The 23,709-nt window shown below is 63.5% G+C and carries 26 protein-coding genes and 1 other RNA gene; 8 read left to right on the top strand and 19 right to left on the bottom strand.

The genetic code is table 11. The features are described from left to right. Positions 1 to 5: 5 nt before the first annotated feature. Positions 6 to 416: a DUF1330 domain-containing protein gene (locus KXR72_RS17545; RefSeq protein WP_437422375.1), complete on the top strand. Its 411-nt coding sequence runs from the start codon at positions 6 to 8 to the stop codon at positions 414 to 416. Here KXR72_RS17545 and KXR72_RS17550 read toward each other — a convergent pair. The 5 genes from KXR72_RS17550 to KXR72_RS17570 all read right to left on the bottom strand — a co-directional run bounded on the left by KXR72_RS17550 (position 413) and on the right by KXR72_RS17570 (position 5,483). Then, positions 413 to 1,201, bottom strand: a complete 789-nt coding sequence (locus KXR72_RS17550; RefSeq protein ID WP_437422376.1) for an N-acetylmuramoyl-L-alanine amidase — start codon at positions 1,199 to 1,201, stop codon at positions 413 to 415. The genes KXR72_RS17545 and KXR72_RS17550 overlap by 4 nt on opposite strands. 138 nt (positions 1,202 to 1,339) lie before the next feature. Continuing rightward, positions 1,340 to 3,160, bottom strand: a complete 1,821-nt coding sequence (locus KXR72_RS17555) for a diguanylate cyclase (RefSeq protein ID WP_437422377.1) — start codon at positions 3,158 to 3,160, stop codon at positions 1,340 to 1,342. A gap of 7 nt (positions 3,161 to 3,167) precedes the next feature. Then, the gene (locus KXR72_RS17560) at positions 3,168 to 4,022 is read right to left on the bottom strand and encodes an endonuclease/exonuclease/phosphatase family protein (protein WP_437422517.1); all 855 of its coding nucleotides are present in this window, start codon (positions 4,020 to 4,022) and stop codon (positions 3,168 to 3,170) included. Positions 4,023 to 4,033: 11 nt separating this feature from the next. Further along, on the bottom strand, positions 4,034 to 4,663 hold the full coding sequence (locus KXR72_RS17565; protein WP_437422378.1) for a thiol:disulfide interchange protein DsbA/DsbL: 630 nt from the start codon (positions 4,661 to 4,663) through the stop codon (positions 4,034 to 4,036). Positions 4,664 to 4,850: 187 nt separating this feature from the next. After that, the gene (locus tag KXR72_RS17570) at positions 4,851 to 5,483 is read right to left on the bottom strand and encodes a c-type cytochrome (protein ID WP_437422379.1); all 633 of its coding nucleotides are present in this window, start codon (positions 5,481 to 5,483) and stop codon (positions 4,851 to 4,853) included. A gap of 263 nt (positions 5,484 to 5,746) precedes the next feature. Here KXR72_RS17570 and yihA point away from each other — a divergent pair, with 263 nt between their 5' ends. Next, entirely contained in the window at positions 5,747 to 6,391 is a 645-nt protein-coding gene (yihA, locus tag KXR72_RS17575) for a ribosome biogenesis GTP-binding protein YihA/YsxC (protein ID WP_437422380.1), read from the top strand. A gap of 294 nt (positions 6,392 to 6,685) precedes the next feature. Here the strand turns inward: yihA and gcvP are convergent, their stop codons facing one another. The 9 genes from gcvP to KXR72_RS17620 all read right to left on the bottom strand — a co-directional run bounded on the left by gcvP (position 6,686) and on the right by KXR72_RS17620 (position 18,515). Then, positions 6,686 to 9,562 carry an aminomethyl-transferring glycine dehydrogenase gene (gcvP, locus tag KXR72_RS17580; protein WP_437422381.1) on the bottom strand — a complete coding sequence of 959 codons (2,877 nt, stop codon included), beginning with the start codon at positions 9,560 to 9,562 and terminating at the stop codon, positions 6,686 to 6,688. Between the two features lie 83 nt (positions 9,563 to 9,645). Then, positions 9,646 to 10,035, bottom strand: a complete 390-nt coding sequence (gene gcvH / locus KXR72_RS17585; protein WP_437422382.1) for a glycine cleavage system protein GcvH — start codon at positions 10,033 to 10,035, stop codon at positions 9,646 to 9,648. Positions 10,036 to 10,114: 79 nt separating this feature from the next. Continuing rightward, positions 10,115 to 11,194 carry a glycine cleavage system aminomethyltransferase GcvT gene (gene gcvT / locus KXR72_RS17590; RefSeq protein WP_437422383.1) on the bottom strand — a complete coding sequence of 360 codons (1,080 nt, stop codon included), beginning with the start codon at positions 11,192 to 11,194 and terminating at the stop codon, positions 10,115 to 10,117. A 130-nt stretch (positions 11,195 to 11,324) separates the two neighbouring features. Beyond that, positions 11,325 to 12,944 (bottom strand): ABC transporter permease, encoded by a 1,620-nt coding sequence (locus KXR72_RS17595; protein WP_437422384.1) that lies wholly within the window; start codon positions 12,942 to 12,944, stop codon positions 11,325 to 11,327. A 128-nt stretch (positions 12,945 to 13,072) separates the two neighbouring features. Further along, positions 13,073 to 14,074, bottom strand: a complete 1,002-nt coding sequence (locus tag KXR72_RS17600; RefSeq protein ID WP_437422385.1) for an extracellular solute-binding protein — start codon at positions 14,072 to 14,074, stop codon at positions 13,073 to 13,075. A gap of 98 nt (positions 14,075 to 14,172) precedes the next feature. Continuing rightward, positions 14,173 to 15,393, bottom strand: coding sequence for a 2-octaprenyl-3-methyl-6-methoxy-1,4-benzoquinol hydroxylase (locus tag KXR72_RS17605; protein ID WP_437422386.1), 1,221 nt, complete (start codon positions 15,391 to 15,393; stop codon positions 14,173 to 14,175). A gap of 40 nt (positions 15,394 to 15,433) precedes the next feature. Next, positions 15,434 to 16,612 carry a 2-octaprenyl-6-methoxyphenyl hydroxylase gene (ubiH, locus tag KXR72_RS17610; protein WP_437422387.1) on the bottom strand — a complete coding sequence of 393 codons (1,179 nt, stop codon included), beginning with the start codon at positions 16,610 to 16,612 and terminating at the stop codon, positions 15,434 to 15,436. A gap of 3 nt (positions 16,613 to 16,615) precedes the next feature. Further along, positions 16,616 to 17,947, bottom strand: a complete 1,332-nt coding sequence (pepP, locus tag KXR72_RS17615) for a Xaa-Pro aminopeptidase (protein WP_437422388.1) — start codon at positions 17,945 to 17,947, stop codon at positions 16,616 to 16,618. 13 nt (positions 17,948 to 17,960) lie between these two features. Then, entirely contained in the window at positions 17,961 to 18,515 is a 555-nt protein-coding gene (locus tag KXR72_RS17620; protein WP_437422389.1) for a YecA family protein, read from the bottom strand. 123 nt (positions 18,516 to 18,638) lie between these two features. Between KXR72_RS17620 and KXR72_RS17625 the strand changes: the two genes are divergently transcribed. The 4 genes from KXR72_RS17625 (at position 18,639) to KXR72_RS17640 (ending at position 19,983) form a co-directional block, all read left to right on the top strand. Beyond that, positions 18,639 to 18,848, top strand: a complete 210-nt coding sequence (locus KXR72_RS17625) for a TIGR02449 family protein (protein WP_437422390.1) — start codon at positions 18,639 to 18,641, stop codon at positions 18,846 to 18,848. Further along, a complete protein-coding gene (locus KXR72_RS17630) occupies positions 18,845 to 19,159 on the top strand; it encodes a cell division protein ZapA (protein ID WP_437422391.1) in 315 nt (104 codons plus the stop codon). Before KXR72_RS17625 ends, KXR72_RS17630 begins: the two co-directional genes overlap by 4 nt. 33 nt (positions 19,160 to 19,192) lie before the next feature. After that, a non-coding RNA gene (gene ssrS / locus KXR72_RS17635) (6S RNA) lies at positions 19,193 to 19,371 on the top strand. Positions 19,372 to 19,377: 6 nt separating this feature from the next. Further along, on the top strand, positions 19,378 to 19,983 hold the full coding sequence (locus KXR72_RS17640) for a 5-formyltetrahydrofolate cyclo-ligase (protein ID WP_437422392.1): 606 nt from the start codon (positions 19,378 to 19,380) through the stop codon (positions 19,981 to 19,983). 29 nt (positions 19,984 to 20,012) lie between these two features. Here the strand turns inward: KXR72_RS17640 and KXR72_RS17645 are convergent, their stop codons facing one another. Further along, complete coding sequence (locus KXR72_RS17645; RefSeq protein WP_437422393.1) at positions 20,013 to 20,156, bottom strand: hypothetical protein; 144 nt, start codon at positions 20,154 to 20,156, stop codon at positions 20,013 to 20,015. A 193-nt stretch (positions 20,157 to 20,349) separates the two neighbouring features. Here KXR72_RS17645 and KXR72_RS17650 point away from each other — a divergent pair, with 193 nt between their 5' ends. Next, complete coding sequence (locus KXR72_RS17650) at positions 20,350 to 20,799, top strand: EVE domain-containing protein (protein WP_437422394.1); 450 nt, start codon at positions 20,350 to 20,352, stop codon at positions 20,797 to 20,799. Between the two features lie 15 nt (positions 20,800 to 20,814). On the opposite strand, the gene KXR72_RS17655 is transcribed toward KXR72_RS17650, so the two are convergent. Next, positions 20,815 to 21,222, bottom strand: coding sequence for a flagellar basal body-associated protein FliL (locus KXR72_RS17655; protein ID WP_437422395.1), 408 nt, complete (start codon positions 21,220 to 21,222; stop codon positions 20,815 to 20,817). A gap of 158 nt (positions 21,223 to 21,380) precedes the next feature. Between KXR72_RS17655 and KXR72_RS17660 the strand changes: the two genes are divergently transcribed. After that, positions 21,381 to 22,358 (top strand): NADPH:quinone oxidoreductase family protein, encoded by a 978-nt coding sequence (locus KXR72_RS17660; RefSeq protein ID WP_437422396.1) that lies wholly within the window; start codon positions 21,381 to 21,383, stop codon positions 22,356 to 22,358. Positions 22,359 to 22,447: 89 nt separating this feature from the next. Here KXR72_RS17660 and secB read toward each other — a convergent pair whose 3' ends face one another. The 3 genes from secB to KXR72_RS17675 all read right to left on the bottom strand — a co-directional run bounded on the left by secB (position 22,448) and on the right by KXR72_RS17675 (position 23,687). After that, a complete protein-coding gene (gene secB, locus KXR72_RS17665) occupies positions 22,448 to 22,939 on the bottom strand; it encodes a protein-export chaperone SecB (protein WP_437422397.1) in 492 nt (163 codons plus the stop codon). Positions 22,940 to 23,016: 77 nt separating this feature from the next. Beyond that, positions 23,017 to 23,271 (bottom strand): glutaredoxin 3, encoded by a 255-nt coding sequence (gene grxC / locus KXR72_RS17670; protein WP_437422518.1) that lies wholly within the window; start codon positions 23,269 to 23,271, stop codon positions 23,017 to 23,019. A 2-nt stretch (positions 23,272 to 23,273) separates the two neighbouring features. Then, on the bottom strand, positions 23,274 to 23,687 hold the full coding sequence (locus tag KXR72_RS17675) for a rhodanese-like domain-containing protein (RefSeq protein WP_437422398.1): 414 nt from the start codon (positions 23,685 to 23,687) through the stop codon (positions 23,274 to 23,276). Between the last annotated feature and the right edge of the window lie 22 nt (positions 23,688 to 23,709).

Here is a 23,709-nt window from a genome sequence, read left to right on the forward strand (position 1 = left end):
CCGCCATGCCCGCCCATCTCAACCCTACCGCGGAACAAATGCAGCAGTTCGCCGAGCGCATGCCCGCCGACATACCCATTCTCATGCTCAATCTGCTGCGCTTCCACCAGGAGGCGCACTACCCTGACAGCTCGCCCCATGCAGCGTGCAGCGGTGCCGAGGCGTATGCGCGCTACAGTCGCACCGCACTGACGAAGGTCCGTGAAGCGGGTGGCGAGGTGCAGGTGATGGCGCGGGCCCATGTCGCCCTGATTGCTCCGGCCGATGAGCATTGGGACCGGATGCTGCTGGTCCGCTATCCCTCGCGAGCGGCCTTCCTGGCGATGCTGGCCGATCCTGAATACCGCGCCGCTACCGACCATCGAACCGCAGCCCTGGCCGATTCCAGGTTGATCGGCTGCACCGAGCGGTCTTAGGGCGCAGCGAGTGCCGCGTTGAGCACGTGCAGCAGCGCTGCAGTCTCAGCATCCGGCTCGCCATCGAACCGCGACGGTCGATACTTCATTTGAAACGCTGCGATCACGTTGCGCGTCTCCAAATCCAGATGCTCATGGGTCGGCACCTTGTAGCCCTGGATCGCCAGCTGGCGCTGGAACCAGCCGACATCCGGCAGCTGCTGCGCGAAGATCGATTGCTGCCGCGCAACAGCGGCTGCGTTTGGCCAAGGCACCAGCCCTTCCTCTGCGAGCCGTTTCCAAGGAAACAAGGGCCCCGGATCCACCTTGCGCTGCGGGGCGATGTCGCTGTGCCCGACGATTGCGCCAGGCTTGAGCCAGTGGCGCTGCATGATGTCCTTGAGCAGGACGACGAGCGCGTCGATTTGCGCCTCCGAATAGGGATACCAGAGCCGCCGCCCCTGCGCGTCCTCAATGTAGCCACGGTTGACCAACTCGATGCCAATGGAACTCGAATTGAGCCAGGTGCGCCCATTCCACTGGCTATCGCCAGCATGCCAGGCGCGTCGGTCCTCATCGACCAGCCGGTAGATAGTGGCTGGCGATTCTCCAATCAGGTAGTGGCTGCTGACCCCGTCACCCTTGAGAATCTCCAGCGAGCGCTGCAGGTCGCTCGAGGTGTAGTGCAGGACAATGAATTGCGCCCGGCTGTCCTGGCCCAATGAAGTATGGCGGGTATCGATGCGTGGGCCGCTGGCGCAGCCAGCCAGCAATACGGCCAGCGCACCTAGAATCAGGGCTTTCATGGTCACCTCGGGTCGACAACTGAATGACTCAGGCAGCCGGCATGCCGCTGGCCGTGCCGATGCAACGCGCCGCTTCGCGCGGCGCGTGACGAGACGGGCCAGTATACGCAGGGTAAGCAGCCGGTCCAGACCGGTTGGTCAGCCCGCCTCGATACGGTTGCGCCCGCCGCCTTTGGCACGGTAAAGCGCCTTGTCGGCCCGCTCGAAGACCGCATCGGCACTGTCGCGCTCGCGGAAATCGGCGATACCGCCCGACAGCGTGACCTCCAGACGCGCACCTTTGAAATGGAACGGGCAGGCCTGAATGCCGGTGCGCAAGTTGTCGAGCAACTGCAGCCCAGCTTCCAGCGGCGTTTCAGGCAGCAACAGGGCGAACTCCTCGCCGCCGAAACGGGCGATGAAATCGGTCTTGCGCAACCGCTTGCGCAGCTCATTGGCGATGATTTTCAACACCCTGTCACCGGCCAGATGACCGAAGCTGTCATTGATGCGCTTGAAGTGGTCGACATCGAGCACCGCGAGCAGCAGATTTCCGCCATAGCGCTGCTGCCGCGCCAACTCCAGCTCGAGGCGCTCATCCCAGGCCGCCCGGTTGGCAAGCTGGGTGAGCGGATCCTGCAAGGCCTTCTGACGCTGCTCTTCGAGGTGCTGCTGCATGCCGACTGCTGCTTCCTCCAGGCTCGCGACACGGCCCACCAACGTGCCGAGCCGTTCGGCCAGGCGCTGCTCATGCTCGCCGCGTTGCTGCTCGTAGAGGTCGACCGTCTCCAGCAGCCCGTCGAGGCGTGCCTGCACGGCCTGTTTCAGTGAAGGCAAATCCTTGGCTTCGAGCATGCTGCTCTGCAAGCCACCAACCTGCTGGCGCAGCTCCTCATCGAGCGCTTGGGCGGCTTCCTGGCTTTGCGCATGACCTTCACGGGCCGAACTCAGGCTCTGCTGCATGCTCGCCAGTCGCTCGTTAAGCAGCTTGAGGTAGTTCTCGAATTCGCGCTGCCCCTGATCCGCCACCGCCAGCATCAGTTGCGCCAGATCATCGAGCACCGGCACCAGCTCGTACCAATTCAGACCGCGCTGGATACGTTCACGCAGCGCCTGCGCCTGCGGCTGCTGGTGCTCCGGCAGTTGCAAGCCATCGAGCAGGCTGAACAGGGTGGTCTCGACCCGCTCGGCTACCGCGCTGTAGGCCAGCTCAGGGGTTTCAGGCAGCGTATAGATCACATCATCGCCGTGGCTGGCGTCTTCCAGAGGGCTGTCAACCGGCGTGACGGGCGTTAGGTCGACCGGTTCGTTAACGGCCGGGCAGGATCCCTCAGATGCGACCGTTTCAGGCTCGGGCCCGGAGAGTGTCGCCTGGGGCGGCGCGGGCTCGGACGGCGCCCCCAGCGGCTGTGGCGACGAGGCCTGGCCTGCGGGTTCGCCCGATGAGGCTTCCGGTTGATTGCGCGTGCCAAAGAGCCGGCCGAACAGGCCCACCGACGCCGGCGCGGCCTGATCCTGTGCAGCCAAGGCCTGTTGTTGCAATTGGCCCAGCTCGTCCAGCAGCGGCGGCAGTTCGCGCGATTGCGCCGCGCGGTCGTCGAGCTGACGATCGAACTTCTTCAGCGGTTTGCGTATCTCGCCAGGCAGAGGCAGCTCGAGCAATTGCTCGACCAGGCGATGGAGCGCGCCGGTCAATTGTCCAAGACGGTCCTGCTTGGTCCGTTCGGTATCCAACACGGCCCGTTCCAGACGCGGCACCAGCGCGGCCAGCCGGTCGTCCAACACCTCATCGCGCAGTATCTCGCGCAACTCGCGCATGCACTGCTCGACCGCTGGGTCGGCACCCTCGACAGCGAAGCTGCTGCGCACCAGGCTCCGTCGCAGCAGATCCAGGCGGGTTTCCCAACGCTTTTCCTGGCGCTCCTGCTGCTCCAGCGAGCTGAGGTACTTTTCCTTCCAACGTTTGGCGTCGTCGTTCACTTCATGCCTACCTTGGGACCGGCAACGCATCGCCGTGCATTGAATCGGGCAGCCGAATCTCCACGGCGACGGGCAGATGGTCGGAGCTCGCCTGGGCCAGCACGTCGACGCGCTCGAGTGTCAAACTTGGGCTGAGCAGAATATGGTCCAAACACCGGCGCGGACGCCAGCTGGGAAAGGTCGCCTCAATCTGTGGCGCCTGCAAACCGAGGTCGCGCAAGGGCGAATGTTCCAGCAGGTCGCTGGCATGAGTGTTCATGTCGCCCATGAGTACTTGATGACGGTAAGGCCCGACCAGCTCGCGAATATAGGCAAGTTGTCGCGTCCTGGTGCTGCCGCCGAGCGCGAGGTGCATGACGACCACCACGAGGGCATCCTCACCTTCACCGAAACGCAGAAGGATCGCACCGCGCCCGGAGGGGCCAGGCAGCGGGTGATCCTCCAGCCCCTGAGGCTCCAGCCGGCTGAGCACGCCGTTGCTGTGCTGGGCGAAGCGGCCGAGGTTGCGATTGAGCTGCTGGTACCAGTAGGGAAAAGCGCCGAGTTGGGCCAGGTGCTCGACCTGGTTGACGAATCCGGAGCGCATGCTGCCGCCGTCAGCCTCCTGCAGGGCGACCAGATCGTAATTGGACAGCAGCTCGCCGATACGCTGCAGGTTGAGCGCCCTGCCCTGATGAGGCAGGAAGTGCTGCCAGCTTCGGGTCAGGTAATGGTGATAACGCTCGGTACTGATGCCGACCTGGATATTGAAGCTCAGCAGGCGCAGCCGGCCATCGCACGGCAGGCCGATGGAGTCCAGACAGTGCGAGTTGACCCTGGTCTGACCGGGGCCTGCCAGGCGCGGCGAACTCCAGCGGCGCAACATGGCGTTGCTTACTGCGCGGTGCGTTCTTTTTCGATCAGGAAGTCGGCGACTTCCAACGCGCGCTGCGGGCCACCCGCCGAGCCGATATCGAAGCGGTACTTGCCGTTGACGATCATTACCGGCACCCCCGTGATCTGATAGGCCATGGCAAGCTTCTTGGCCTGCTCAGCGCGGCTCTTCACACCGAAGGAGTTGTAGGCTTTCAGGAAGGCCTCGCCGTCGACGCCCTGGCCGGCCAGGAATTCGGCCATTTTCTCAGGTGTATCGAGCTTGTTGCCCTCGCGGTGATAGGCATTGAACACCGCATCATGAACCTTCTGCTCGACACCCATCGACTCGAGCGCCAGGAACATCTGGCCATGCAGGTTCCACACGCCGCCGAACATCGCCGGAATACGCTTGAAGTCGACGTCCTCGGGCAGTTGCTCGACCCACGGATTGATCACCGGCTCGAATTGATAACAGTGTGGGCAGCCGTACCAGAACAGCTCGACCACTTCGACCTTGCCGGGCTCGGCGACGGGCACCGGCGTCTTCAATTCGACGTATTCCTTCCCCGCCTGGAATTCCGCCGCGCTGGCCGGCAGACCGAACAGGCTAGCAGTGACGAGAACGGCGCTGAGAACGAGTTTACGCATGGTGACTCCCTTGGCTATGAACGGCTGACCGAATGCGCAACAGGCTGCAGTAATTCGCTGCGGCTCGCCAGCGCTTTCATCGGCTTTTCAAACTCTTGACACAGGATTATAGCGAGGCCCAAAACAACGAAAGGGCGCCAAGGCTCACGCCTCGAACGCCCTTTCGGTACGCCGACCGGCTAGCGGATCAGTGTAGGCCCTGGATGTAGCTGGCCAGGGCTTCGATGTCCTTGTTGGTCAGCTTCGACGCGACGGTTCGCATGATGGCGGCATCGCCGTCGTTGGTGCGGTTACCTTCGCGGAAATCGGTCAGCTGCTTGGCGGTGTAGGCCGCATGCTGGCCACCGAGGTGCGGGAACTTGGCGAGCTCGATACCAGCCCCATTGGGCGAGTGGCAGCCAGTGCAAGCGGGCATGCCTTCTTCGACCTTACCGCCGCGGAAGAGCTTCTCGCCCTGCGCGACCAGCGCCGGATCGGCCATGCCGACGGTCATCTTCTGGCTTGCGAAGTAAGCGGCGATGTCTTGAAGGTCCTGATCGCTGTAGGGATCGAGGATGCCTGTCATTTCCAAGACCTTGCGACCAACACCCGGCTCGGCGGTTGGCGAGCTGCCGGCCTTGATGTCCTGCAGTTGCTTGAACAGGTAGCTTTGGCCCTGACCCGCGAGCTTCGGGAAGTTCGGGGCGGCGCTGTTGCCGTCGGCACCGTGGCAGGCACCACAGACCGCGACCTTTTCCTTGCCTGCTTCGGCATCTCCAGCCGCGTGGGCCATACCGGTGATGCCAAGGGTCAACAGCAGACTCACGAGTACTTTGTTCATCAGCTCATCCAACTACGGCTAAAGGGTTAAAAGGATCTTATTCGGCAGGCCAGCCAGCTGGCTGCGGCCATGCTCGTTAGGTTCGCACGGGTTCGATACTGACCGAAACGATCCCTCCACCGGCCGGATGCGGCGCCGAGGTGATCGCTGCAGGGGTTCGTGTCAAGACCAAAGCGCACACAAAATCTGCGGCATTATATACTGGCGGCCTTGAAACGGAAATGAACCATTGCCGCACCCCTGCGCACCTCACCGGAATATCCATGCTCCCGAAGAACCCGATTCTCCGCCTCTGCCAGCAAGCGACCTTCATGACCAGCGCCGCCAAGGTCGACCAATGCCCGGCTGACGAGGGGTTGGAGGTCGCATTCGCCGGCCGCTCCAACGCAGGCAAGTCCAGCGCGCTGAACACACTGACACACGCCAACCTTGCGCGTACCTCGAAGACGCCCGGGCGCACCCAGTTGCTAAACTTCTTCCGCCTGGACGACGAACATCGCCTGGTCGACCTGCCCGGCTACGGCTACGCCAAGGTGCCGATTCCCCTCAAGCAGCACTGGCAGCGCCACCTGGAAGCGTACCTGAGCAGCCGGGAAAGCCTGGCCGGTGTGTTCCTGATGATGGACATCCGCCATCCGCTGACCGAATTCGACCGCATGATGCTGGACTGGTCGAGTGCCAGTGACCTACCGCTGCATATCCTGCTGACCAAGTCGGATAAGCTCGCGTTTGGCGCCGCGAAAAACGCCCTGCTGGCGATCCAGCGTGACATTCGTAAGGGGTGGGGTGAAGGGGTCAGCGTCCAGCTGTTCTCCGCCCCGAAGCGCCAGGGCGTCGAAGAGGCGCAGCTCGCGCTAGCCGAAATGCTAGGGATGGAATCGGTAGCCGACGACGCGGCCGACAGCTGACGCTCGACCAGCGAAACCGGGCCAGCCTATGGTCAGGTGTAACGGCAATTCACGCGGACGGGTAGCACTCTAACCGAAGCATCTTGACCGGCAGCCGTGCGAGGCGGATTGCTGAGAACGCTGGATCGCCCGTCTGCAAGCCGGTCTCTGGGGCCCCTGGCATATCTGTCGGGAACGAAATATCGGGCTTATCATGCCCAGACCACCCAGCGTGATGATGCCTCTATCCTTTTACCGAGCTTGGGAACACACCGAGGGCTCGCCGCCCCCGGTTTCCAGCGCGTTCTCAGCAGATCAATCCCTGTATGCGTCGACCGGCACGCAGGCACAGAACAGGTTGCGGTCACCGAAGACGTTATCCACCCGGTTCACCGCCGGCCAATATTTGTGCGCGCGCGTGTGGGCAGTCGGGGTGACACCTTCGGCGATGCTGTAGGGGCGGTCCCAAAGGTGAGTCACGTCTGCCAGGGTATGCGGTGCGCGCACCAATGGGTTGTCCTCGGCCGGCCAGCCACCGCTCTCGACCTTGGCAATCTCGGCCCGAATGCTCAGCATCGCCTCGACGAAACGGTCAAGTTCGGCCTTCGATTCGCTTTCGGTCGGCTCGATCATCAAGGTGCCAGGGACTGGGAACGACATGGTTGGCGCATGGAAGCCATAGTCGATCAAACGCTTGGCGACGTCCTCCTCGGTTATCCCCGTCTGCGCCTTCAAGGGTCGCAAGTCGATGATGCACTCGTGCGCGACGCGGCCATTGCGGCCGCTGTAGAGCACCGGATAGGCATCACCCAAACGCTTGGCCAGGTAGTTGGCACCCAGGATGGCGACTTCGGTAGCGTCCCGCAGCTGCGGGCCCATCATGGCGATGTACATCCAGCTGATCGGCAGAATACTCGCACTACCCCAGGGCGCCGCGCTGACCGCACCGTTCTCGGGGTTAGGGCCTTGCAGTTCGATAACCGGATGATTGGCCACGAAGGGCTGCAGGTGGGCCTTGATGCCAATGGGTCCCATGCCCGGGCCGCCACCGCCGTGCGGAATGCAGAACGTCTTGTGCAAGTTCATGTGCGACACGTCGGCGCCGATGTCGGCCGGTCGCGCCAGCCCAACCTGCGCGTTGAGGTTGGCTCCGTCCATATAGACCTGCCCACCGTGCGCGTGGATGGTCTCGCAGATCTCGCGCACGCCTTCCTCGTAAACGCCGTGCGTAGACGGATAGGTGATCATCAGGCAGGACAGCCGATCCCCCGCTTCGGCGGCCTTGCGCTTGAGGTCCGCCAGGTCGACGTTACCAGCCTTGTCGCATTCAACGATGACGACACGCATGCTGACCATCTGGGCCGAGGCTGGATTGGTGCCATGCGCTGAGGACGGGATCAGGCAGATGTCGCGCTGCCCTTCGCCACGGCTCTCATGGTACTTGCGGATCGCGACCAGGCCGGCATATTCGCCCTGGGCGCCGGAGTTGGGCTGCATGGAGATCGCATCGAAACCTGTGATCGCGCACAGCCAGGCTTCCAACTCGTCGATCATGGCCTTGTATCCCTGTGCCTGTTCGAGCGGGGCGAAGGGATGCAGATTGGCGAATTCCGGCCACGTGATCGGGATCATCTCGCTGGTTGCGTTGAGCTTCATCGTGCAGGAGCCCAGCGGGATCATCGCCTGGTTCAGGGCCAGATCCTTGTTTTCGAGCTGCTTGAGGTACCGCAGCATCTCGGTTTCGCTGTGATGGCTGTTGAACACCGGGTGCGAGAGGAAACCGGTGCTGCGTACCAGGGCCTGCGGGATGCCATCGCCAACCTCGCCGGCGTCGAGTGCTGCAACGTCGAGCCCGTGGTCGGCACCGAGGAAGATTGCGAGCAGTTGCTCGACGGTCTTCTCACAGCAGGTTTCGTCCAGGCTCACGCCCAGCTTGCCGCGCCCCAGAATGCGCAGATTGATGCGCGCTGCCCGGGCACTTTCGAGGATCGCCGTCTGGGCACCGCCGACGTCGAGGGTCAGCGTGTCGAAGAAATGGGCGTTGATGCGCTTGATGCCGCCGCGCTCCAGCGCCGCGGCAAGGATCGCCGTCAAGCGGTGGGTGCGCTGGGCAATCCGCTTGAGCCCGTCCGGCCCGTGGTAAACAGCGTAGCAGCTGGCAATGTTCGCCAGCAGCACCTGCGCGGTGCAGATGTTGGAGTTGGCCTTCTCGCGACGGATGTGCTGCTCGCGGGTTTGCAGCGCCATGCGCAGCGCAGTATTGCCACGCGCATCCTTGGACACACCGATGATTCGCCCCGGCATGGCGCGCTTGAACTCGTCACGCGTGGCGAAATACGCAGCGTGAGGCCCGCCGTAGCCCATCGGCACGCCGAATCGCTGCGTCGTACCGAGCACCACGTCCGCGCCGAGCTCGCCAGGCGGCGTCAGCAGCACGAGGCTGAGCAGGTCGGCCGCGACACAGGCCAGGGCCTGACGCGCATGGAGCTGCTCGATGGCCGGGCGCAGGTCGCGAATTTCGCCATGGGTATCGGGATATTGCAGAAGCGCCCCGAACACGTCCTCGCCGGCAATGCTCTCGACGGCACCGACCACCAGTTCGAAGCCGAAGGCCTCCGCGCGGGTCTTCATGACCGAGAGCGTTTGCGGGTGGCAGTTTTCATCGGCGAAGAAGCGGTTGCTCTTGCTCTTGGCTACCCGCCGCGCCAGCGTCATGGCTTCGGCCGCGGCGGTCGCCTCGTCGAGCAGCGATGCGTTGGCCAAATCCAGCCCGGTCAGGTCGATGGTCATTTGCTGAAAATTCAGCAGCGCCTCGAGACGGCCCTGGGCAATTTCAGGTTGATAGGGCGTGTAGGCGGTGTACCAGCCCGGGTTCTCCAGCACATTACGCAGGATAACCGTCGGAGTGATGGTGCCGTGGTAGCCCATTCCGATCAGGCTGGTCCAGAGCTGGTTCTGCTCGGCATGGCTGCGCAACCTGGCCAGCGCACCTTGTTCGTCCAGCGCCGGCGGCAGTGCCAACTCGCCGTTCAGCCGGATCGCCGGCGGTACGGTCTGCTCGATGAGCTGCTCGCGGCTCGACAATCCCAGCGCGTCGAGCATGGCCTGTTGCTCAGCCGCATCGGGCCCTAGGTGGCGACGGAGGAAGGCGTCGGGTTGCTGAAGCTGGGAAAGGCGCGGCACTTGGGACATGACTGCTCTCTCGGAAAAAGGAAAGCCCCGGCGCCGAGCCGGTGAGCGAACTCGACCAGCGGCGCGGGGCTCGGATCAGAAAATCAGGCGTCGGCGTTGCAAGCGGCCTTGTAGCCCTCAACGTCGAGCAGCTTGTCCAGCTCGGCCGTGTCGTTGGGCTGCACACGGAAGAACCAGCTGCCGTAAGGTTCGCCATTGACCTTCTCGGGTGCATCGGTCAGCTGTTCGTTGATTGCTACGACCTCGCCGGAGATCGGCGCATAGATGTCGGACGCTGCCTTCACCGACTCGACCACGCCCGCCTGCTGGCCGGCGCCGAGCTGCTGCCCGACCTCAGGGAGTTCGACATAGACCACGTCGCCCAACGCTTCCTGAGCATGGTCGGAGATGCCGACGCTGACGGTGCCGTCCGCTTCGAGGCGGGCCCATTCGTGGCTGGCGGCGTAACGCAGATCGCTTGGGATGTCGCTCATGTTCATGTCCTCGAAACCGTTGGAATTGAAGTCGCAGCAGGCCTCTCGCAGCCCACCGCAAGGAAGCGCTCCGCGGAATTTACACCAGGACTTTGCCGTGGCGCACGAAAGTCGGCTGAACCACCCGAACTGGGTACCATTTGCCGCGTATTTCCACTTCGGCACGATCACCGGTCGCGGCAGGCACGCGGGCGAGCGCGATGGACTTGCCCAGCGTCGGCGAAAAGCTCCCACTGGTGATCTCACCTTCACCGCTGCCATTGACCCGCACCACTTGGTGGGCGCGTAGGACGCCACGCTCCTCCAGCACCAGCCCAACCAACTTGGGCACCTCGCGCGTGCGTTCGGCCTCGAGTGCGGCGCGGCCGATGAACGAGCGATCGGCCGGCTCCCAGGCCACCGTCCAGCCCATGTTGGCCTGCAGCGGCGATACGGCTTCGGTCATGTCCTGACCGTAAAGGTTGAGGCCCGCTTCCAGGCGCAGCGTATCGCGCGCGCCCAGCCCGATCGGCGAAATGCCGGCACCGACCAGTTCGCTGAGGAAATCCGGCGCTTCGGCGGTAGGCAGAATGATCTCTAGGCCGTCCTCGCCCGTGTAGCCGGTGCGGCCGATGAACCAGTCACCGACAGCGCGACCCTGGAAGGGTTTGAGTTCCTGGATAAGCGCCGCGCGTTGCTGATTGAGCAGGTCGGCCGTACGGGCGCGGGCATTCGGCCCCTGAATCGCGAGCATCGCCAGATCGGGCCGCTCGCGGACGTCGACCGCAAAACCCTCGGCCTGGCGGGTCATCCACGCCAGGTCCTTGTCACGGGTGCTGGCGTTGACCACCAGGCGGTAGCCCCAGTCCGTGAGATAGACGATCAGGTCGTCGATCACCCCGCCCTGCTCGTTGAGCATGGCGGTATAGAGCGCCTTGCCGACCTCGGCGAGCCGGCCGACATCATTGGCCAGCAGGCGCTGCAGGTAAGCCTTGGCTTGTTCGCCGGACACATCGACGACGGTCATGTGCGAGACGTCGAACACCCCGCAATCGCGCCGCACCTGATGATGCTCCTCGACCTGGGAGCCATAGTGCAGCGGCATGTCCCAACCGCCGAAGTCGACCATCTTGGCACCGAGCGCGAGGTGCTGATCGTAGAGGGGAGTACGCTGACCCATGGGTTTCTCCTTCCGGGCAGGTCGCCGAAGCGGCGTAGGTAATGCTTGTTAGAGCCGGAGAATGCTACCCGGCGTTTTTTGAATGGCGCGCATTGTAGCCCCAAGGTTGTGACAGGTCACGGTGAGGCGATTAGCCACCGGCCCGGCGCGCGGAACGTCGAATGAGCAACACTACCGGCAGCAACCCGACCAGGACCAGCGTCAGCGCAGGCAGCGCCGCCCGGGCCCACTCGCCCTCGCTGGTCATTTCGAAAATCCGCACGGCGAGCGTGTCCCAGCCGAAGGGCCGCATCAGCAGGGTGGCCGGCATTTCCTTGAGTACGTCGACAAATACCAGCAACGCGGCACTCAGCGTGCCTGGCAGCAGTAGCGGCAAATAGACCCTGAAGAACAGCGCCGGCCCGCCAACGCCCAGGCTGCGCGAGGCCTGCGGCAGGGACGGCCGGATCCGTGCCAGCGCAGTCTCCAGCGGCCCAAAGGCGACCGCCATGAAACGAATCAGGTACGCAAGCAGCAGCGCGCCAAGGCTACCCAGCAGGATCGGCTTGCCCGCACCGCCAAGCCAAGCGGACAACGGCACGACCCATTCGCGATCGAGGTAGCTGAATGCCAGCATGATCGATACCGCCAGGACCGAGCCGGGCAGCGCGTATCCAAGGTTTGCCAAACCCACCGCGGCGCGCACCGAACGCACTGGCGCCTGCCGCCGGGCGAAGGCCAGCAGCAAGGCCACCACCACGGTGATCAATGCCGCGAGGCCGCCCAGGTACAGCGTGTGGAGGATCAGCCCGACGTAGCGTTCGTCAAGGTCATAGCGACCGCGCTGCCACAGCCAGACCAAGAGCTGTAGCACCGGTACGACGAAGGCGCAGCCGAACACCAGGCCGCACCAGACGCTGGCCCCGAGCGCCTTAAAGCCTCGCAGCTGATAGAGCGGCGCCGAACGCGCACGCTCGTTGGCCGGACGGGCCGCACCACGGGCCCGACGCTCGCCGTAGAGCACCAGTATCACGGCGAGCAGCAGAAGGCTGGCCAGCTGGGTCGCGCTGGTCAGGCTGAAGAAGCCGTACCAGGTCTTGTAGATGGCCGTCGTGAAGGTATCGAAGTTGAACACCGAGACGGCACCGAAATCCGCCAGGGTTTCCATCATCGCCAGCGCCAGCCCGGCGCCAATCGCCGGCCGCGCCATCGGCAGCGCCACGCTCCAGAACGCCCGCCACGGCGAGTGACCGAGCACCCGCGCCGCCTCCATCAAACCCCGCCCCTGCGCCAGGAACGCCGCCCGCGCGAGCAGGTAGACGTAAGGATAGAAGACCAGCACCAGAACCACGATGACCCCGCCTGTCGACCGGACGCGGGGGAACCGGATACCGCTGCCGAACCACTCACGCGCCAGCGTCTGAACCGGGCCGGCGAAATCCAGCAACCCGATGAAGACGAACGCCAGCACGTAGGCGGGAATCGCGAAGGGCAGCATGAGGGCCCAGTCCAGCCAGCGCCGGCCTGGAAAGTCGCAGAGAGCGGTCAGCCAGGCGAGACTGACGCCAAGAAGCACCACACCTGCACTGACACCGACGATCAATGACGCCGTATTGCCCAGCAGCCTGGGCAGCTGGGTATCCCACAGGTGAGACCAGATGCTGGTATCGATATCGCTCCAGCTGAGCAGCAGCACACTCAGCGGTAGCAGGACCAGCGCGGCAACCGAAAGGGTGATGGGGTACCAGCGACGCTCGACGGGGTGGGACACGCAGGCCTCGGAAAAGCAGAAATGACAACGCCCCCGGAGCAATCGGGGGCGTCGAGTATAACCGCAGCCGCAGCGGCCTGGTCGCGTGCCGGCGGTGCGGCTGCGATCAGGCGTTCAGGTCGCTGCCTTTAGTTCCAGCCGGCGCGATCCATCAGCTTGATCGCTTCGGCCTGGCGCTTGCCCGCGACCTCGACCGGAATGGTGTCGGCCTTGAAGTCACCCCATGCGGCCACTTCGGCAGATGGCTTCACGTCGGGATTGGCCGGGAACTCCATGTTGATGTCGGCGAAGATGCTCTGCGCTTCGGGGGTCGTCATCCACTCGACCAGTTTGCGCGCGGCGTCTGGATGCGGTGCGTGCTTGGTCAGGCCAATGCCGGACAGGTTGACGTGAACGCCCCGGTCGGACTGATTCGGCCAGAACAGCTTGGCCTTCAGGTCCGGGTTTTGCGCGTGCAGACGACCAAAATAGTAGGTGTTGACGATACCGACGTCGCACTGGCCGGCATCGACCGCCTGGATCAGCGCGGTGTCGTCAGCGAAGACGTCGGTCACCAGATTGTTGACCCAACCCTTGAGGATTTCCTCGGTCTTCTCGGCGCCATGCGTTTCGATGAGCGTGGCGGTCAGCGACTGGTTGTAGACCTTCTTGCTCGTGCGCAGGCAGAGGCGGCCATCGAAGTTTTCGTCGGCCAGGGCTTCGTAGGTGCTCAGCTCGCTCTCTTCGACGCGCTCGGGCGAATACACGATGGTCCGCGCGCGCAGCGACAGCCCAGTCCAGGCATCAGTGGAGGAGCGGTATTGCGCGGGGATGTTCTTCTTCACCACATCCGAGTCCAGCGGCTGAAGAATACCCATCTGTTCGGCCTGCCAGAGGTTGCCGCCATCGACGGTCAGCAACAGGTCAGCCGGCGTGTTCGCACCTTCCGCCTTGATGCGCGCCATCAGCGGCGCTTCCTTGTCGGTGATGAACTTGATGTCGACGCCCGTCTTGGCTGTGTAGGCGTCAAATACGGGCTTGATCAGCTCGTCGATCCGCGAGGAGTAAACCACCACTTCGTCGGCAGCCTGAGCGGCGCCGGACAGCGCAGTGAGCGCCAGAGCGGCGAGTAAACCTTTGCTTACCTGCATGGATCAGCCTCTTCTTGAGTGAACGAAAGAGGCCAAATAGTAGTGAATCCCATTTGCCAACTCAATGCGACACGTCGTGCAAGGCGTTACAGCACGCGTCAGACCCGCGCCAGTATCGGCAAATCACCGGACAGTCCAAGCGCTTGCCGAACGAAGCGCGCCTTGGCTTCGGGCATCGCCTGGACACCCTTCAGCCCGGCGTTACGCAACCACCGCAGCGGCAAGCTATCGGCCTGGAACAGCCGCTCGAACCCCTCCATCGCCGCCATCATCGCCAGGTTCTGCGGCATGCGCCGCCGCTCGAACCGCGAGAGGACGCGCAGGTCGCTCGGCTCGGCCCCTCGCGCCACCGCAGCCGTCAGCACCTCGGCCAGCACGGCTGCGTCGAGCAATCCCAGGTTTACGCCCTGCCCCGCAAGCGGATGGATGGTATGGGCCGCGTCGCCGATCAGGGCCAGCCCCGGCTGGACGTATCGCTTGGCGTGGCGCTGGCGCAGCGGGATACACAGCCGCGGATCGGCCTGCTGAATGTCGCCCAGGCGATGCTCGAAGGCCCGCCCCAAGGCCTTCCGGAAGCCCTCGTCGTCGAGCGCCATCAAACGCTGCGCCTCGAGCTCGGTGGTCGACCAGACGATCGAGCACCAGCGCTCGTCATCGCCCCGCTGCAACGGCAGGAACGCCAGCGGCCCTTCGTCAGTAAAGCGCTGCCAGGCGGTGCGCTGGTTGGAATCGGCGCAGCGCACGCTGGTCACGATCGCATGATGCAGGTAATCCCACTCGCGGGTTTCGCAGCCGGCCAGGCGCCGGACCGCCGACTGGGCGCCATCAGCAGCCACCAGCAGTCGGGCACAATGGTGAGAACCGTCGGCCAGCGTGACCTGCCAACCCTCGGCATCATGTTGCAGATGTTCCAGCCGCGCCTCACCGATCAGCTCGACTGACGCGCCATCGTTGAGTGCATCGAGCAGGGCGTCCTGTACGACCCGATTCTCCACGATGTGGCCAAGCACCTCGGCATGTACGGAGGCGGCAGAAAAATGGATCTGGCCGGTGCCGGAGCCATCCCACACGCGCATTTCGAGGTAGGGGCTGGCACGCCGTTCGACGATCCCGGTCCAGGCTCCCACCCGTTCGAGGATCCTCTGGCTCGCCGCCGAAAGCGCGCTGACACGCGGTTCGAAGGCGCCATCAGCGTCGAAGGGCTGCGACGTTAGCACGCCGGCATCGATCAGTTTGATGGAAAGCCCTGCGTCACGCAGCGCCAGCGCAAGGGTGCTGCCGACCATGCCCGCACCGACGATGATGAGGTCCGTATGCATCCGTTCTCTCCTGCGTGGCCGGCTCGCGCCGGTATGAGATTCAACCTTCGCGAACGCCAAGCCCCATCGCCTGGCGTGCGAACCACCCCTTGCCCGTCGGTGAAAGGTCCAGCGCGACCAGCCCCAGGTTGCGCGCGAGCGTACTGGCCCGACCGGGCTCGCCGAACAGACGCGTCAGACGATCCGAAAACCCGACGGTAAGCGCCTGGTCCGCCCGTTGACGCCGGTGGTAGGCCTGCAGCACGGCCAGGTCGCCAAGCGCGGATGAGCTGGAGAGCAACGCCCCGGCCAGCGCCTCTGTGTCGCGCAGCGACAAGTTGTAGCCCTGACCGGCAATCGGATGCAGGCTGTGCGCGGCATTGCCGAGCACTACCAGGTTGCGCCGGACCTGCTCCTCCGCTTCGATGAGGGTCAGCGGGTAAAGATGCCGCGTGCCGACGTGACGAAACCCGCCAAGCCGGAAGCCGAACGCATCTTGCAGTTCGGCGAGGAAGGTCCTGTCGTCTAGCCCTACAAGGCGCTCGGCGTCGGCCTTCGGGCGCGTCCAGACCAGCGCGCAGCGGTTGCCCTGGACGGGCAACAGGGCCATCGGCCCATGTTCGGTGAATCGTTCGAATGCGCGACCGCCATGCGCTTGCCCCGGCGTGACGTTCGCGATCAACCCGCACTGCCCGTACGGCGTACGGCGCACCTCGATGCCGAGTTGCTCGCGTAGGCCTGAGCGACCGCCGTCGGCAAGGACCGCCAGGTCGCAATCGAGCGTGCGGCCATCGCTGAGCGCAAGGCGATAGCCATCGGCCACGGGTTGCATGTGCTCGACCTCGGCGGGGCAATGCCGCTCCACAACCTGGTCATCCAGCGCTTGCCACAGGCAGTGCCCGATCCAGGCGTTTTCTACAACGTAGCCAAGCGCCGGTACGCGCTCTTGCGCCGCTTCGAGCCGGGTCGCGCCAGGATGCCCACGATCGGACACATGGATATGACTGATGGGCTCGGCACGCTCGGCAATCCGCGCCCAGACGCCAAGCCGCTGGTATATCAGCCGCGTGCCGTAGGACAAGGCCGTGGACCGCGCATCGTAGCTCGGCTGGTACTCATGGCCTGGCTCGAACGGCTCGATCAGCAGGATTTTCCATCCACGATTCCGCGCCCCGGCCTGCAGCGCCAGCGCAAGGCTGGCACCAACCAGCCCGCCGCCGACAATCGCCAGCGTGCCCATGCCTTAGGCGACCTCGCGAGCGGCGGCCATCAGCGCCTCGACTTCGTCGGCCGCCTTGGGCACGCCGCCAGTGAGAATCTCGCATCCGGTACGGGTTACCACGACATCGTCCTCGATGCGCACGCCGATGCCACGCCACTTCTTCGCAACATCCGTATTGTCGGCCGCGATGTAGATTCCGGGCTCCACCGTCATCGCCATGCCGGGCTCGAGGACACGCCAGGCACCGCCGACCTTGTAGTCGCCGACATCGTGCACGTCCATCCCCAACCAGTGGCCAGCCCGGTGCATGTAGAACGGTTTGTAGGCCTCGGCCGCGATGAGCTCGTCGACTTCACCCTGAAGCAGGCCCAACTCCACCAGACCTGCAGTGATCACCCGCACGGTGGCTTCGTGGGCTTCGTTCCAGTGCTTGCCCGGCGCGATGTGCTTGAACGCTTCCAGGTTAGCGGCCAGGACCAGGTCGTAAATGGCGCGCTGCTCTGGTGTGAAACGGCCGTTGACCGGGAAGGTGCGGGTGATATCGCTGGCGTAGCAATCGATTTCGCAACCCGCATCGATCAGTACCAGCTCGCCGTCCTTCAACGGCGCATCGTTTTCTCGATAGTGCAGGATGCAGGCGTTCTTGCCCGCCGCGACGATCGAACCGTAGGCCGGCATCTTCGCCCCGCCCTTGCGGAACTCGTAGTCAAGCTCAGCTTCGAGGTGATACTCGTGCAGCCCGGCTCGGCTGGCCTGCATCGCCTTGATGTGCGCGCGCGCGGAAATCTCCGCGGCGGCACGCATGACCTTCACTTCGTTGGCCGATTTGTACAGCCGCAGGTCGTGCAGCAGATGGTCGAGGGCGACGAATTCGTTGGGCGGCTGCGCACCTTGGCGCGCCTTGGAGCGGATGGTGTTGATCCACTCCATCAGTTGGTGATCGAACTCAGGATTGCTGCCGATGGCGTAGTACACCCGCGAGCGGCCCTCGATCAGCCCTGGGAGGATGTCGTCAATGTCACCGATGGGGAAGGCATCGTCGGCGCCGTAATCACGAACCGCCCCATCCTGCCCTGCACGAAGCCCGTCCCAGAGTTCGCGCGCCGGGTCTCGCTCGCGGCAGAACAGCACGTACTCACCGTGCTCACGTCCGGGGATCAGGGCAATCACCGCTTCGGGCTCGGGAAAGCCGGAGAGGTACTGGAAATCACTGTCCTGCCGGTAGGTGTGCTCGACGTCGCGATTGCGGATATGCATGGGCGCCGCGGGCAGGATGGCAATGCTGTTGGGCTCCATCTGCTCCATCAGCGCCTTGCGCCGGCGGGCGTATTCGGATCGGGGTATGCGAGTCATGTATGGGCAACTCTCAATGCAGGGAAGGCTTGGGGACCGGCGCGACAGGTCTGGCACACTCACTGAACAAGAGCATGGGCGCGACGCGCAGGTACTCCATTACCTCCATATAGTCGCTTTCGCCATCCTCCGACTCTTCCAGCGACTCCTGGACCTGGGCAATCGCCGCCAGGTCCTGCAGGACTTCCATTGCCTCACCGCTCAGGGCGCGGTCGCCGGCGACCAGGCCGAAGCCGGTCAGGAAACTCTGACACCACTGCCCCAGCGCGGTTGCGCGCTCGGTGAGCGAGGCCTCATCGGAGGGCAGCAGCAGGACGATAGCAATGTCCTCGCCGGCGAGTTCGCCCTTGACCATTTCCTGCAGGCCGATCAACGCCTGACGGACCGGCTCGTCCGGCTCGCCACCGAGCAGTTCGGTGGCGTCAGCGATCCAGGCATCGATATCGAAGCCGGCCCCTGCGCAGCTGCGCCCCAGCAAGAGGCCATGGAGTTCGGCCGGGGTGACGGGTTGAGCGCTGCTGGCCAGCAATGTGGCGAAGGCAGCATAAGGAGAATTCTGAGTGGGCATTGGCTGCTAGGCGCGCGGGGGCGCTAATGACTAGAATGAAGGCCTCGTATCCTAGCATCGGCGCCCGAGCCAAGACCATCTGAGACGGCCGGTCGTTGCCGCTGGCACTTCATCAGGAATCCCATGGAAGACGCCGATCTGCAATTGCTCACGAGCAAGCTGGAACAGCTGTTACAGCGGGTCGAGCAGCTCAAGGCCCAGAATCGCCTGCTGCTCCACAGCGAGCAGGCCTGGCGCGAAGAGCGCGCTCATCTGATCGAGAAGAACGAAATCGCTCGTGTAAAGGTCGAAGCGATGATTTCGCGCCTGAAAGCCCTGGAGCAGGACTCATGACCCAGCCGAACACCGTCACCGTGCAAATCTTGGACAAGGAATATTGCATTGCCTGTCCGCCAGAGGAGCGCAGCAATTTGGAAAGCGCGGCCAGCTACCTGGACCGCAAGATGCGCGAGATCCGCAGCAGCGGCAAGGTCATCGGGGCGGACCGCGTTGCCGTGATGGCCGCGCTGAACATTACGCACGAGTTGCTGCACAAGCACGATCGCCTAGACGCCCAGGCCAACAGCGCCCGCGAGCATGTTCGCACCCTGCTCGAGCGAGTCGACAGCGCGCTTGCCGCCGATCCAAACCCCTCGCGCAACTGATCAACGGCAACCGGTTTGCGTTATACTCGCGCCCACTCCCTGGCATGTTCGCCAGTCGGCGATGACCCTCTCCCGATAAGCAACACCATGGAGGCTACACGTAGTGCCGGTGTGCATGTCCGCCTGACGGAAAGCCTTAAGGTACTCTGTAGTCGCCACCTTGAACTCTCGGGTTCAAGGGCCTACGCGGGCAGCGGCATGCTGGGGAGCTTACTTTCATGATCGCTGCCGAAGGCCTTTCTCGCCCCGCGCTGCGGCGGTCACTGCGCCAAGCGCGCCGCCAACTGTCCAAGCATCAGCAGCGCCTGGCCTCAGGCCGACTCTTCCGTCAACTTGCCCAGCACCCACTGTTTCGCCGCGCCCGGCATGTTGCCTTGTACCTACCCAACGATGGCGAGATCGATCCGCGCCCACTCATGCTTGAAGCCCAGCGCCGCGGCAAGGCGACCTATCTACCGGTGCTCAACGCCTGGCCGCGAACACGAATGGCGTTCCAGCGGATCATGCCCGGCGAACCTCTGCGAACCAATCGCTTCGGCATCGCCGAGCCGCGCTTTCGACCGGCTCGACAACGCCCCATATGGGCGCTGGACCTGGTACTGATGCCACTGGTGGGCTTTGATGAGTTCGGCGGTCGACTGGGCATGGGCGGCGGGTTCTACGACCGCAGCCTGGCCTACCGGAAAGCGCGCAAAAAATGTCACAAACCGACCCTGCTCGGCCTGGCACATGACTGTCAGAAGGTCGACCAGCTACCCCTGCAAAGCTGGGACGTCAGCTTAAGGGCGACAGTGACGGATAGAGGATGGTACGGAGAGGACTGAGCGATGCCGCGTCCATGCGGCGAGCGGGATCAGCGCTGTTGCTGCGCGTGGCTGATCGGGACGGTGGACGTAGCGTCATTCTGTTCCCAAAGCCCCTGCGTATAGCCCGTCGTGACGACACCGAGACCGAAGATAAGCACCAACACCCACAAAATATCCGGCTTGCGTTTCATATAAGTTCGCCTCCCCCTGCCAGGCGAAAAACATCGAGCCACTCTTTCGTTTTAGTTCTGGGACTCGATACTGCCAACCTCAAGCGCGGCATTCTCCGCTAAGGTCCGATGCAGCGCAAACGAGCGCGGTGACCGGTTGTCGGGGAATGTTCGACTTGAGAATCCTGATAACCCTAGACAATGAGCAAACTCCATGCCGTATTGGCTGATGAAGTCTGAACCCGACGAATTCTCCATCCTCGACCTTCAGCAAAAGCAGCGGGCACGCTGGGATGGGGTGCGCAATTACCAAGCACGCAATTTTCTACGGGCCATGGCGCCAGGCGATGAGTTTTTCTTCTACCACTCTAGCTGCGCTACGCCCGGCGTGGCAGGCGTAGGCCTTATCATCGGCGAGGCCTATCCCGACCCGACGGCGCTGGATCCGGACAGCCCCTATTTCGATGCCAAATCCAGTGACAGTGCCAATCGATGGAGCGCCATCGACGTCGGCTTTGGTGAACGTCTCAATGAAGTACTGGCACTATCGCGCCTGAAGCAGCAACCGGCGCTGGCGGAACTGCCATTGGTACAAAAGGCCAGCCGACTCTCGGTGATGCCGGTGACCGAGGCGCAGTGGCGCGCGATCCAATCGCTGCGCTGACAGCGCAGCCGTGACCTACTGGACGATCAAATTATTGAACAGCAGATCCTCGACCAACGGCTGCCCCTCCTCCTGATTCAGCACGGCCTGCACCTGCTTGAGCGCCTCCTGACGCAACGCTTCCTTGGCTTCGACACTGCCCAGACTGGCGTCCGTCTGCTGTGAGAACAACATGACCAGTTGGTTGCGTATCAGCGGCTCGTGATGCTTGACCTTGGCCTCGGCTTCGGTACCGGTGATGCGCAACGCCACATCGGCCTTGTAATACTTGAGCTTTGCACCGGAGCCATAGTTACCCACCAGCGCCGGAACCAGCGTGTAGTAAATCGTCTTTGGCGCCGCGGCCTCCTCCCCTTCGGGTGAATTGGCCATCACAGGCGCGGCAACTAACAGGGCAAGGCAGAACAGCAGAATGCGTTTCACGGTGACGACTCCAAAAGGGGAGGCGGCCAGCATAACCACTGCGCCGCGCCGACCCAAGCCCGGCGTATGGGCACCCATCAGGGCCGACCATGCTCATTGCGCCTACGATCGAGGCTTCTAGACTCCAGGCGACTGACCCGGACTAAGAAGGAAACCCGATGAAAGCGGTCCTGTGCAAAGCGTTCGGCCCCGCCGAACACCTCGTCGTCGAAGACGCACCCACCCCGACCGTCAAGAAAGGCGATGTGCTGCTCGACGTCCATGCGGCTGGGGTGAATTTCCCCGACACCCTCATCATTCAGGGCAAATACCAATTCAAGCCGCCGTTTCCCTTTTCCCCGGGCGGAGAAGCGGCCGGTGTGGTCGCCGCGGTGGGCGAAAAAATAACCCATCTCAAAGTCGGTGATCGCGTCATGGCCCTGACCGGCTGGGGCAGCTTTGCAGAGCAGGTCGCGGTGCCTGGCAGCAATGCCCTTCCGATACCCGCCGAGATGGATTTCACCACCGCCGCCGCCTTCAGCATGACCTATGGCACGTCCATGCATGCCCTGCGGCAACGCGCCAACCTGCAACCAGGCGAGACGCTGCTCGTACTCGGCGCATCGGGGGGCGTAGGGCTCGCAGCCGTGGAGATCGGCAAGGCGATGGGCGCCAGGGTCATCGCGGCCGCATCGACGGCCGAAAAGCTGACGGTGGCGAAGGCGGCGGGCGCGGACGAGCTGATCAACTACAGCGAGACGAGCCTGAAGGAGCAGATCAAAACGCTCACAGGTGGACAGGGTGTGGACGTCATCTACGACCCGGTCGGTGGGCAACTGTTCGAGGAGGCGTTCCGCAGCATCGCCTGGAACGGGCGGATGCTCGTTGTGGGATTCGCTGCAGGCGATATCCCCGCGCTACCGGCCAACTTGCCGCTGCTCAAGGGCGCCTCGCTGGTAGGCGTGTTCTGGGGCTCGTTCGCACAGCGACAGCCGCACGACAATGCCGCCAACTTTCGACAACTGTTCGCCTGGTATGCCGAGGGCAAGCTCAAGCCACTGGTTTCGCAGACGTTTACGTTGGAACAAACGCCCCAGGCAATCGACACGCTTGGGCAGCGCAAAGCGGTGGGCAAATTGGTTGTCACGGTCCGCTAGCGTGAACACATGACGAGCGAAACAGCCGGGCGTCACGCCTCGGCTGTTTCATGCACCGAACGAACTGCGGCGCGTGGCGGCGTGCTCGATTAGTGAGCGGTCGCGGGAGCGTCGCCGGCCTGCTGCATGCGGGCCATTTCCTGCGCATAGAGCGCATCGAAATTGACTGGCGCCAGCATTAGCGCCGGGAACGAGCCACGGGTCACCAGGCTGTCGAGCGTCTCGCGAGCATAAGGGAACAGGATATTCGGGCAGAAGGCGCCGAGCGTGTGGCTCATCGCCTGCGCCTCGAGCCCCTTGATCAGGAAGATGCCGGCCTGCTGCACCTCGGCGATGAACGCGACCTCTTCTCCGGTCTTGACGGTAACTGAGAGCGTCAGCACGACTTCATGGAAGTCGCCTTCGAGCGGCTTCTGCTTGGTGTTCAGATCCAGCGAAACACTCGGGCTCCATTCCTGACGGAAGATTTCGGGGCTCTTTGGCGCTTCGAACGACAGGTCGCGCACATAGATGCGCTGCAGGGAAAATTGCGCGCCCTGCTCCTGCTGGCCAGCCGCTCCGTTGTTTGCTTGTTCAGTCATGTGAAGCCTTCTCGTTGTGCGTGGGATGTTCGGGTCATCAAGCGGCAACCTAAGGCGCCGCGGCCGGCCGGTGCGGCTCAGCCCTGCAACATCGCATCCAGGCGTCCAGCACGGTCGAGCGCATGGAGGTCGTCGCAACCACCGACATGCGCGTCGCCAATCCAGATTTGCGGAACCGATGTACGGCCGGCCTTGCTGGCCATCTCGGCACGCAGCGCAGGCTTGCCGTCCACGGCTATTTCCTCGTAGGCGACACCCTTGCGATCAAGCAGCGCCTTGGCGCGAATGCAAAAGGGGCACCAGGCGGTGGTATAGATGACGATGTTAGGCATGTTCATTTGACCACTGGCAGATTCTCGCCGCGCCAGCTGGAAATCCCTCCGGCCAGCTTCGCGGCTGTGAAGCCTGCCTTTTGAAGCTCACGGCAGGCCGTTCCGGCGTGCTGGCCCATGGCATCGACCACGACGATCGTCCTGGCCTTGTGCTTTTCCAGCTCACTCAGTCGGCTGACCAGCTTGTCGTAGGGAATGTTCAATGAGTCGACGATGTGGCCGGCATCGAACTCCTTCTTGGCACGCACGTCCAACACGACGCCTTCGTCACGGTTGACCAGGCCGGTCAGTTCGCGATTGCTCAGGCTCTTGCCGCCCTTTCGGGCCTCGGTGATCGCCAGCAGGATGAGCAGCACCAGAAAGATGCTGACCAATACATAGTGGTTAGAGACGAATTCAATCAGCTTAGCGACCATCTAATGGGTACCCGGGGGATAA

The sequence above is a fragment of the Stutzerimonas chloritidismutans genome, assembly GCF_051486945.1.
In the GTDB taxonomy this organism is placed as follows: Bacteria; Pseudomonadota; Gammaproteobacteria; order Pseudomonadales; family Pseudomonadaceae; genus Stutzerimonas; species Stutzerimonas chloritidismutans_B.

Bases quoted from the DNA above. Each gene is read 5' to 3' on its own strand.
- KXR72_RS17545 (WP_437422375.1), top strand. From the start codon at position 6: ATGCCCGCCCATCTCAACCCTACCGCGGAACAAATGCAGCAGTTCGCC.
- KXR72_RS17550 (WP_437422376.1), bottom strand. From the start codon at position 1,201: ATGAAAGCCCTGATTCTAGGTGCGCTGGCCGTATTGCTGGCTGGCTGC.
- KXR72_RS17565 (WP_437422378.1), bottom strand. From the start codon at position 4,663: ATGCGTAAACTCGTTCTCAGCGCCGTTCTCGTCACTGCTAGCCTGTTC.
- KXR72_RS17570 (WP_437422379.1), bottom strand. From the start codon at position 5,483: ATGAACAAAGTACTCGTGAGTCTGCTGTTGACCCTTGGCATCACCGGT.
- yihA (WP_437422380.1), top strand. From the start codon at position 5,747: ATGCTCCCGAAGAACCCGATTCTCCGCCTCTGCCAGCAAGCGACCTTC.
- gcvP (WP_437422381.1), bottom strand. From the start codon at position 9,562: ATGTCCCAAGTGCCGCGCCTTTCCCAGCTTCAGCAACCCGACGCCTTC.
- gcvH (WP_437422382.1), bottom strand. From the start codon at position 10,035: ATGAGCGACATCCCAAGCGATCTGCGTTACGCCGCCAGCCACGAATGG.
- gcvT (WP_437422383.1), bottom strand. From the start codon at position 11,194: ATGGGTCAGCGTACTCCCCTCTACGATCAGCACCTCGCGCTCGGTGCC.
- KXR72_RS17600 (WP_437422385.1), bottom strand. From the start codon at position 14,074: ATGCAGGTAAGCAAAGGTTTACTCGCCGCTCTGGCGCTCACTGCGCTG.
- KXR72_RS17605 (WP_437422386.1), bottom strand. From the start codon at position 15,393: ATGCATACGGACCTCATCATCGTCGGTGCGGGCATGGTCGGCAGCACC.
- ubiH (WP_437422387.1), bottom strand. From the start codon at position 16,612: ATGGGCACGCTGGCGATTGTCGGCGGCGGGCTGGTTGGTGCCAGCCTT.
- pepP (WP_437422388.1), bottom strand. From the start codon at position 17,947: ATGACTCGCATACCCCGATCCGAATACGCCCGCCGGCGCAAGGCGCTG.
- KXR72_RS17620 (WP_437422389.1), bottom strand. From the start codon at position 18,515: ATGCCCACTCAGAATTCTCCTTATGCTGCCTTCGCCACATTGCTGGCC.
- KXR72_RS17625 (WP_437422390.1), top strand. From the start codon at position 18,639: ATGGAAGACGCCGATCTGCAATTGCTCACGAGCAAGCTGGAACAGCTG.
- KXR72_RS17630 (WP_437422391.1), top strand. From the start codon at position 18,845: ATGACCCAGCCGAACACCGTCACCGTGCAAATCTTGGACAAGGAATAT.
- KXR72_RS17640 (WP_437422392.1), top strand. From the start codon at position 19,378: ATGATCGCTGCCGAAGGCCTTTCTCGCCCCGCGCTGCGGCGGTCACTG.
- KXR72_RS17645 (WP_437422393.1), bottom strand. From the start codon at position 20,156: ATGAAACGCAAGCCGGATATTTTGTGGGTGTTGGTGCTTATCTTCGGT.
- KXR72_RS17650 (WP_437422394.1), top strand. From the start codon at position 20,350: ATGCCGTATTGGCTGATGAAGTCTGAACCCGACGAATTCTCCATCCTC.
- KXR72_RS17660 (WP_437422396.1), top strand. From the start codon at position 21,381: ATGAAAGCGGTCCTGTGCAAAGCGTTCGGCCCCGCCGAACACCTCGTC.
- secB (WP_437422397.1), bottom strand. From the start codon at position 22,939: ATGACTGAACAAGCAAACAACGGAGCGGCTGGCCAGCAGGAGCAGGGC.
- grxC (WP_437422518.1), bottom strand. From the start codon at position 23,271: ATGCCTAACATCGTCATCTATACCACCGCCTGGTGCCCCTTTTGCATT.
- KXR72_RS17675 (WP_437422398.1), bottom strand. From the start codon at position 23,687: ATGGTCGCTAAGCTGATTGAATTCGTCTCTAACCACTATGTATTGGTC.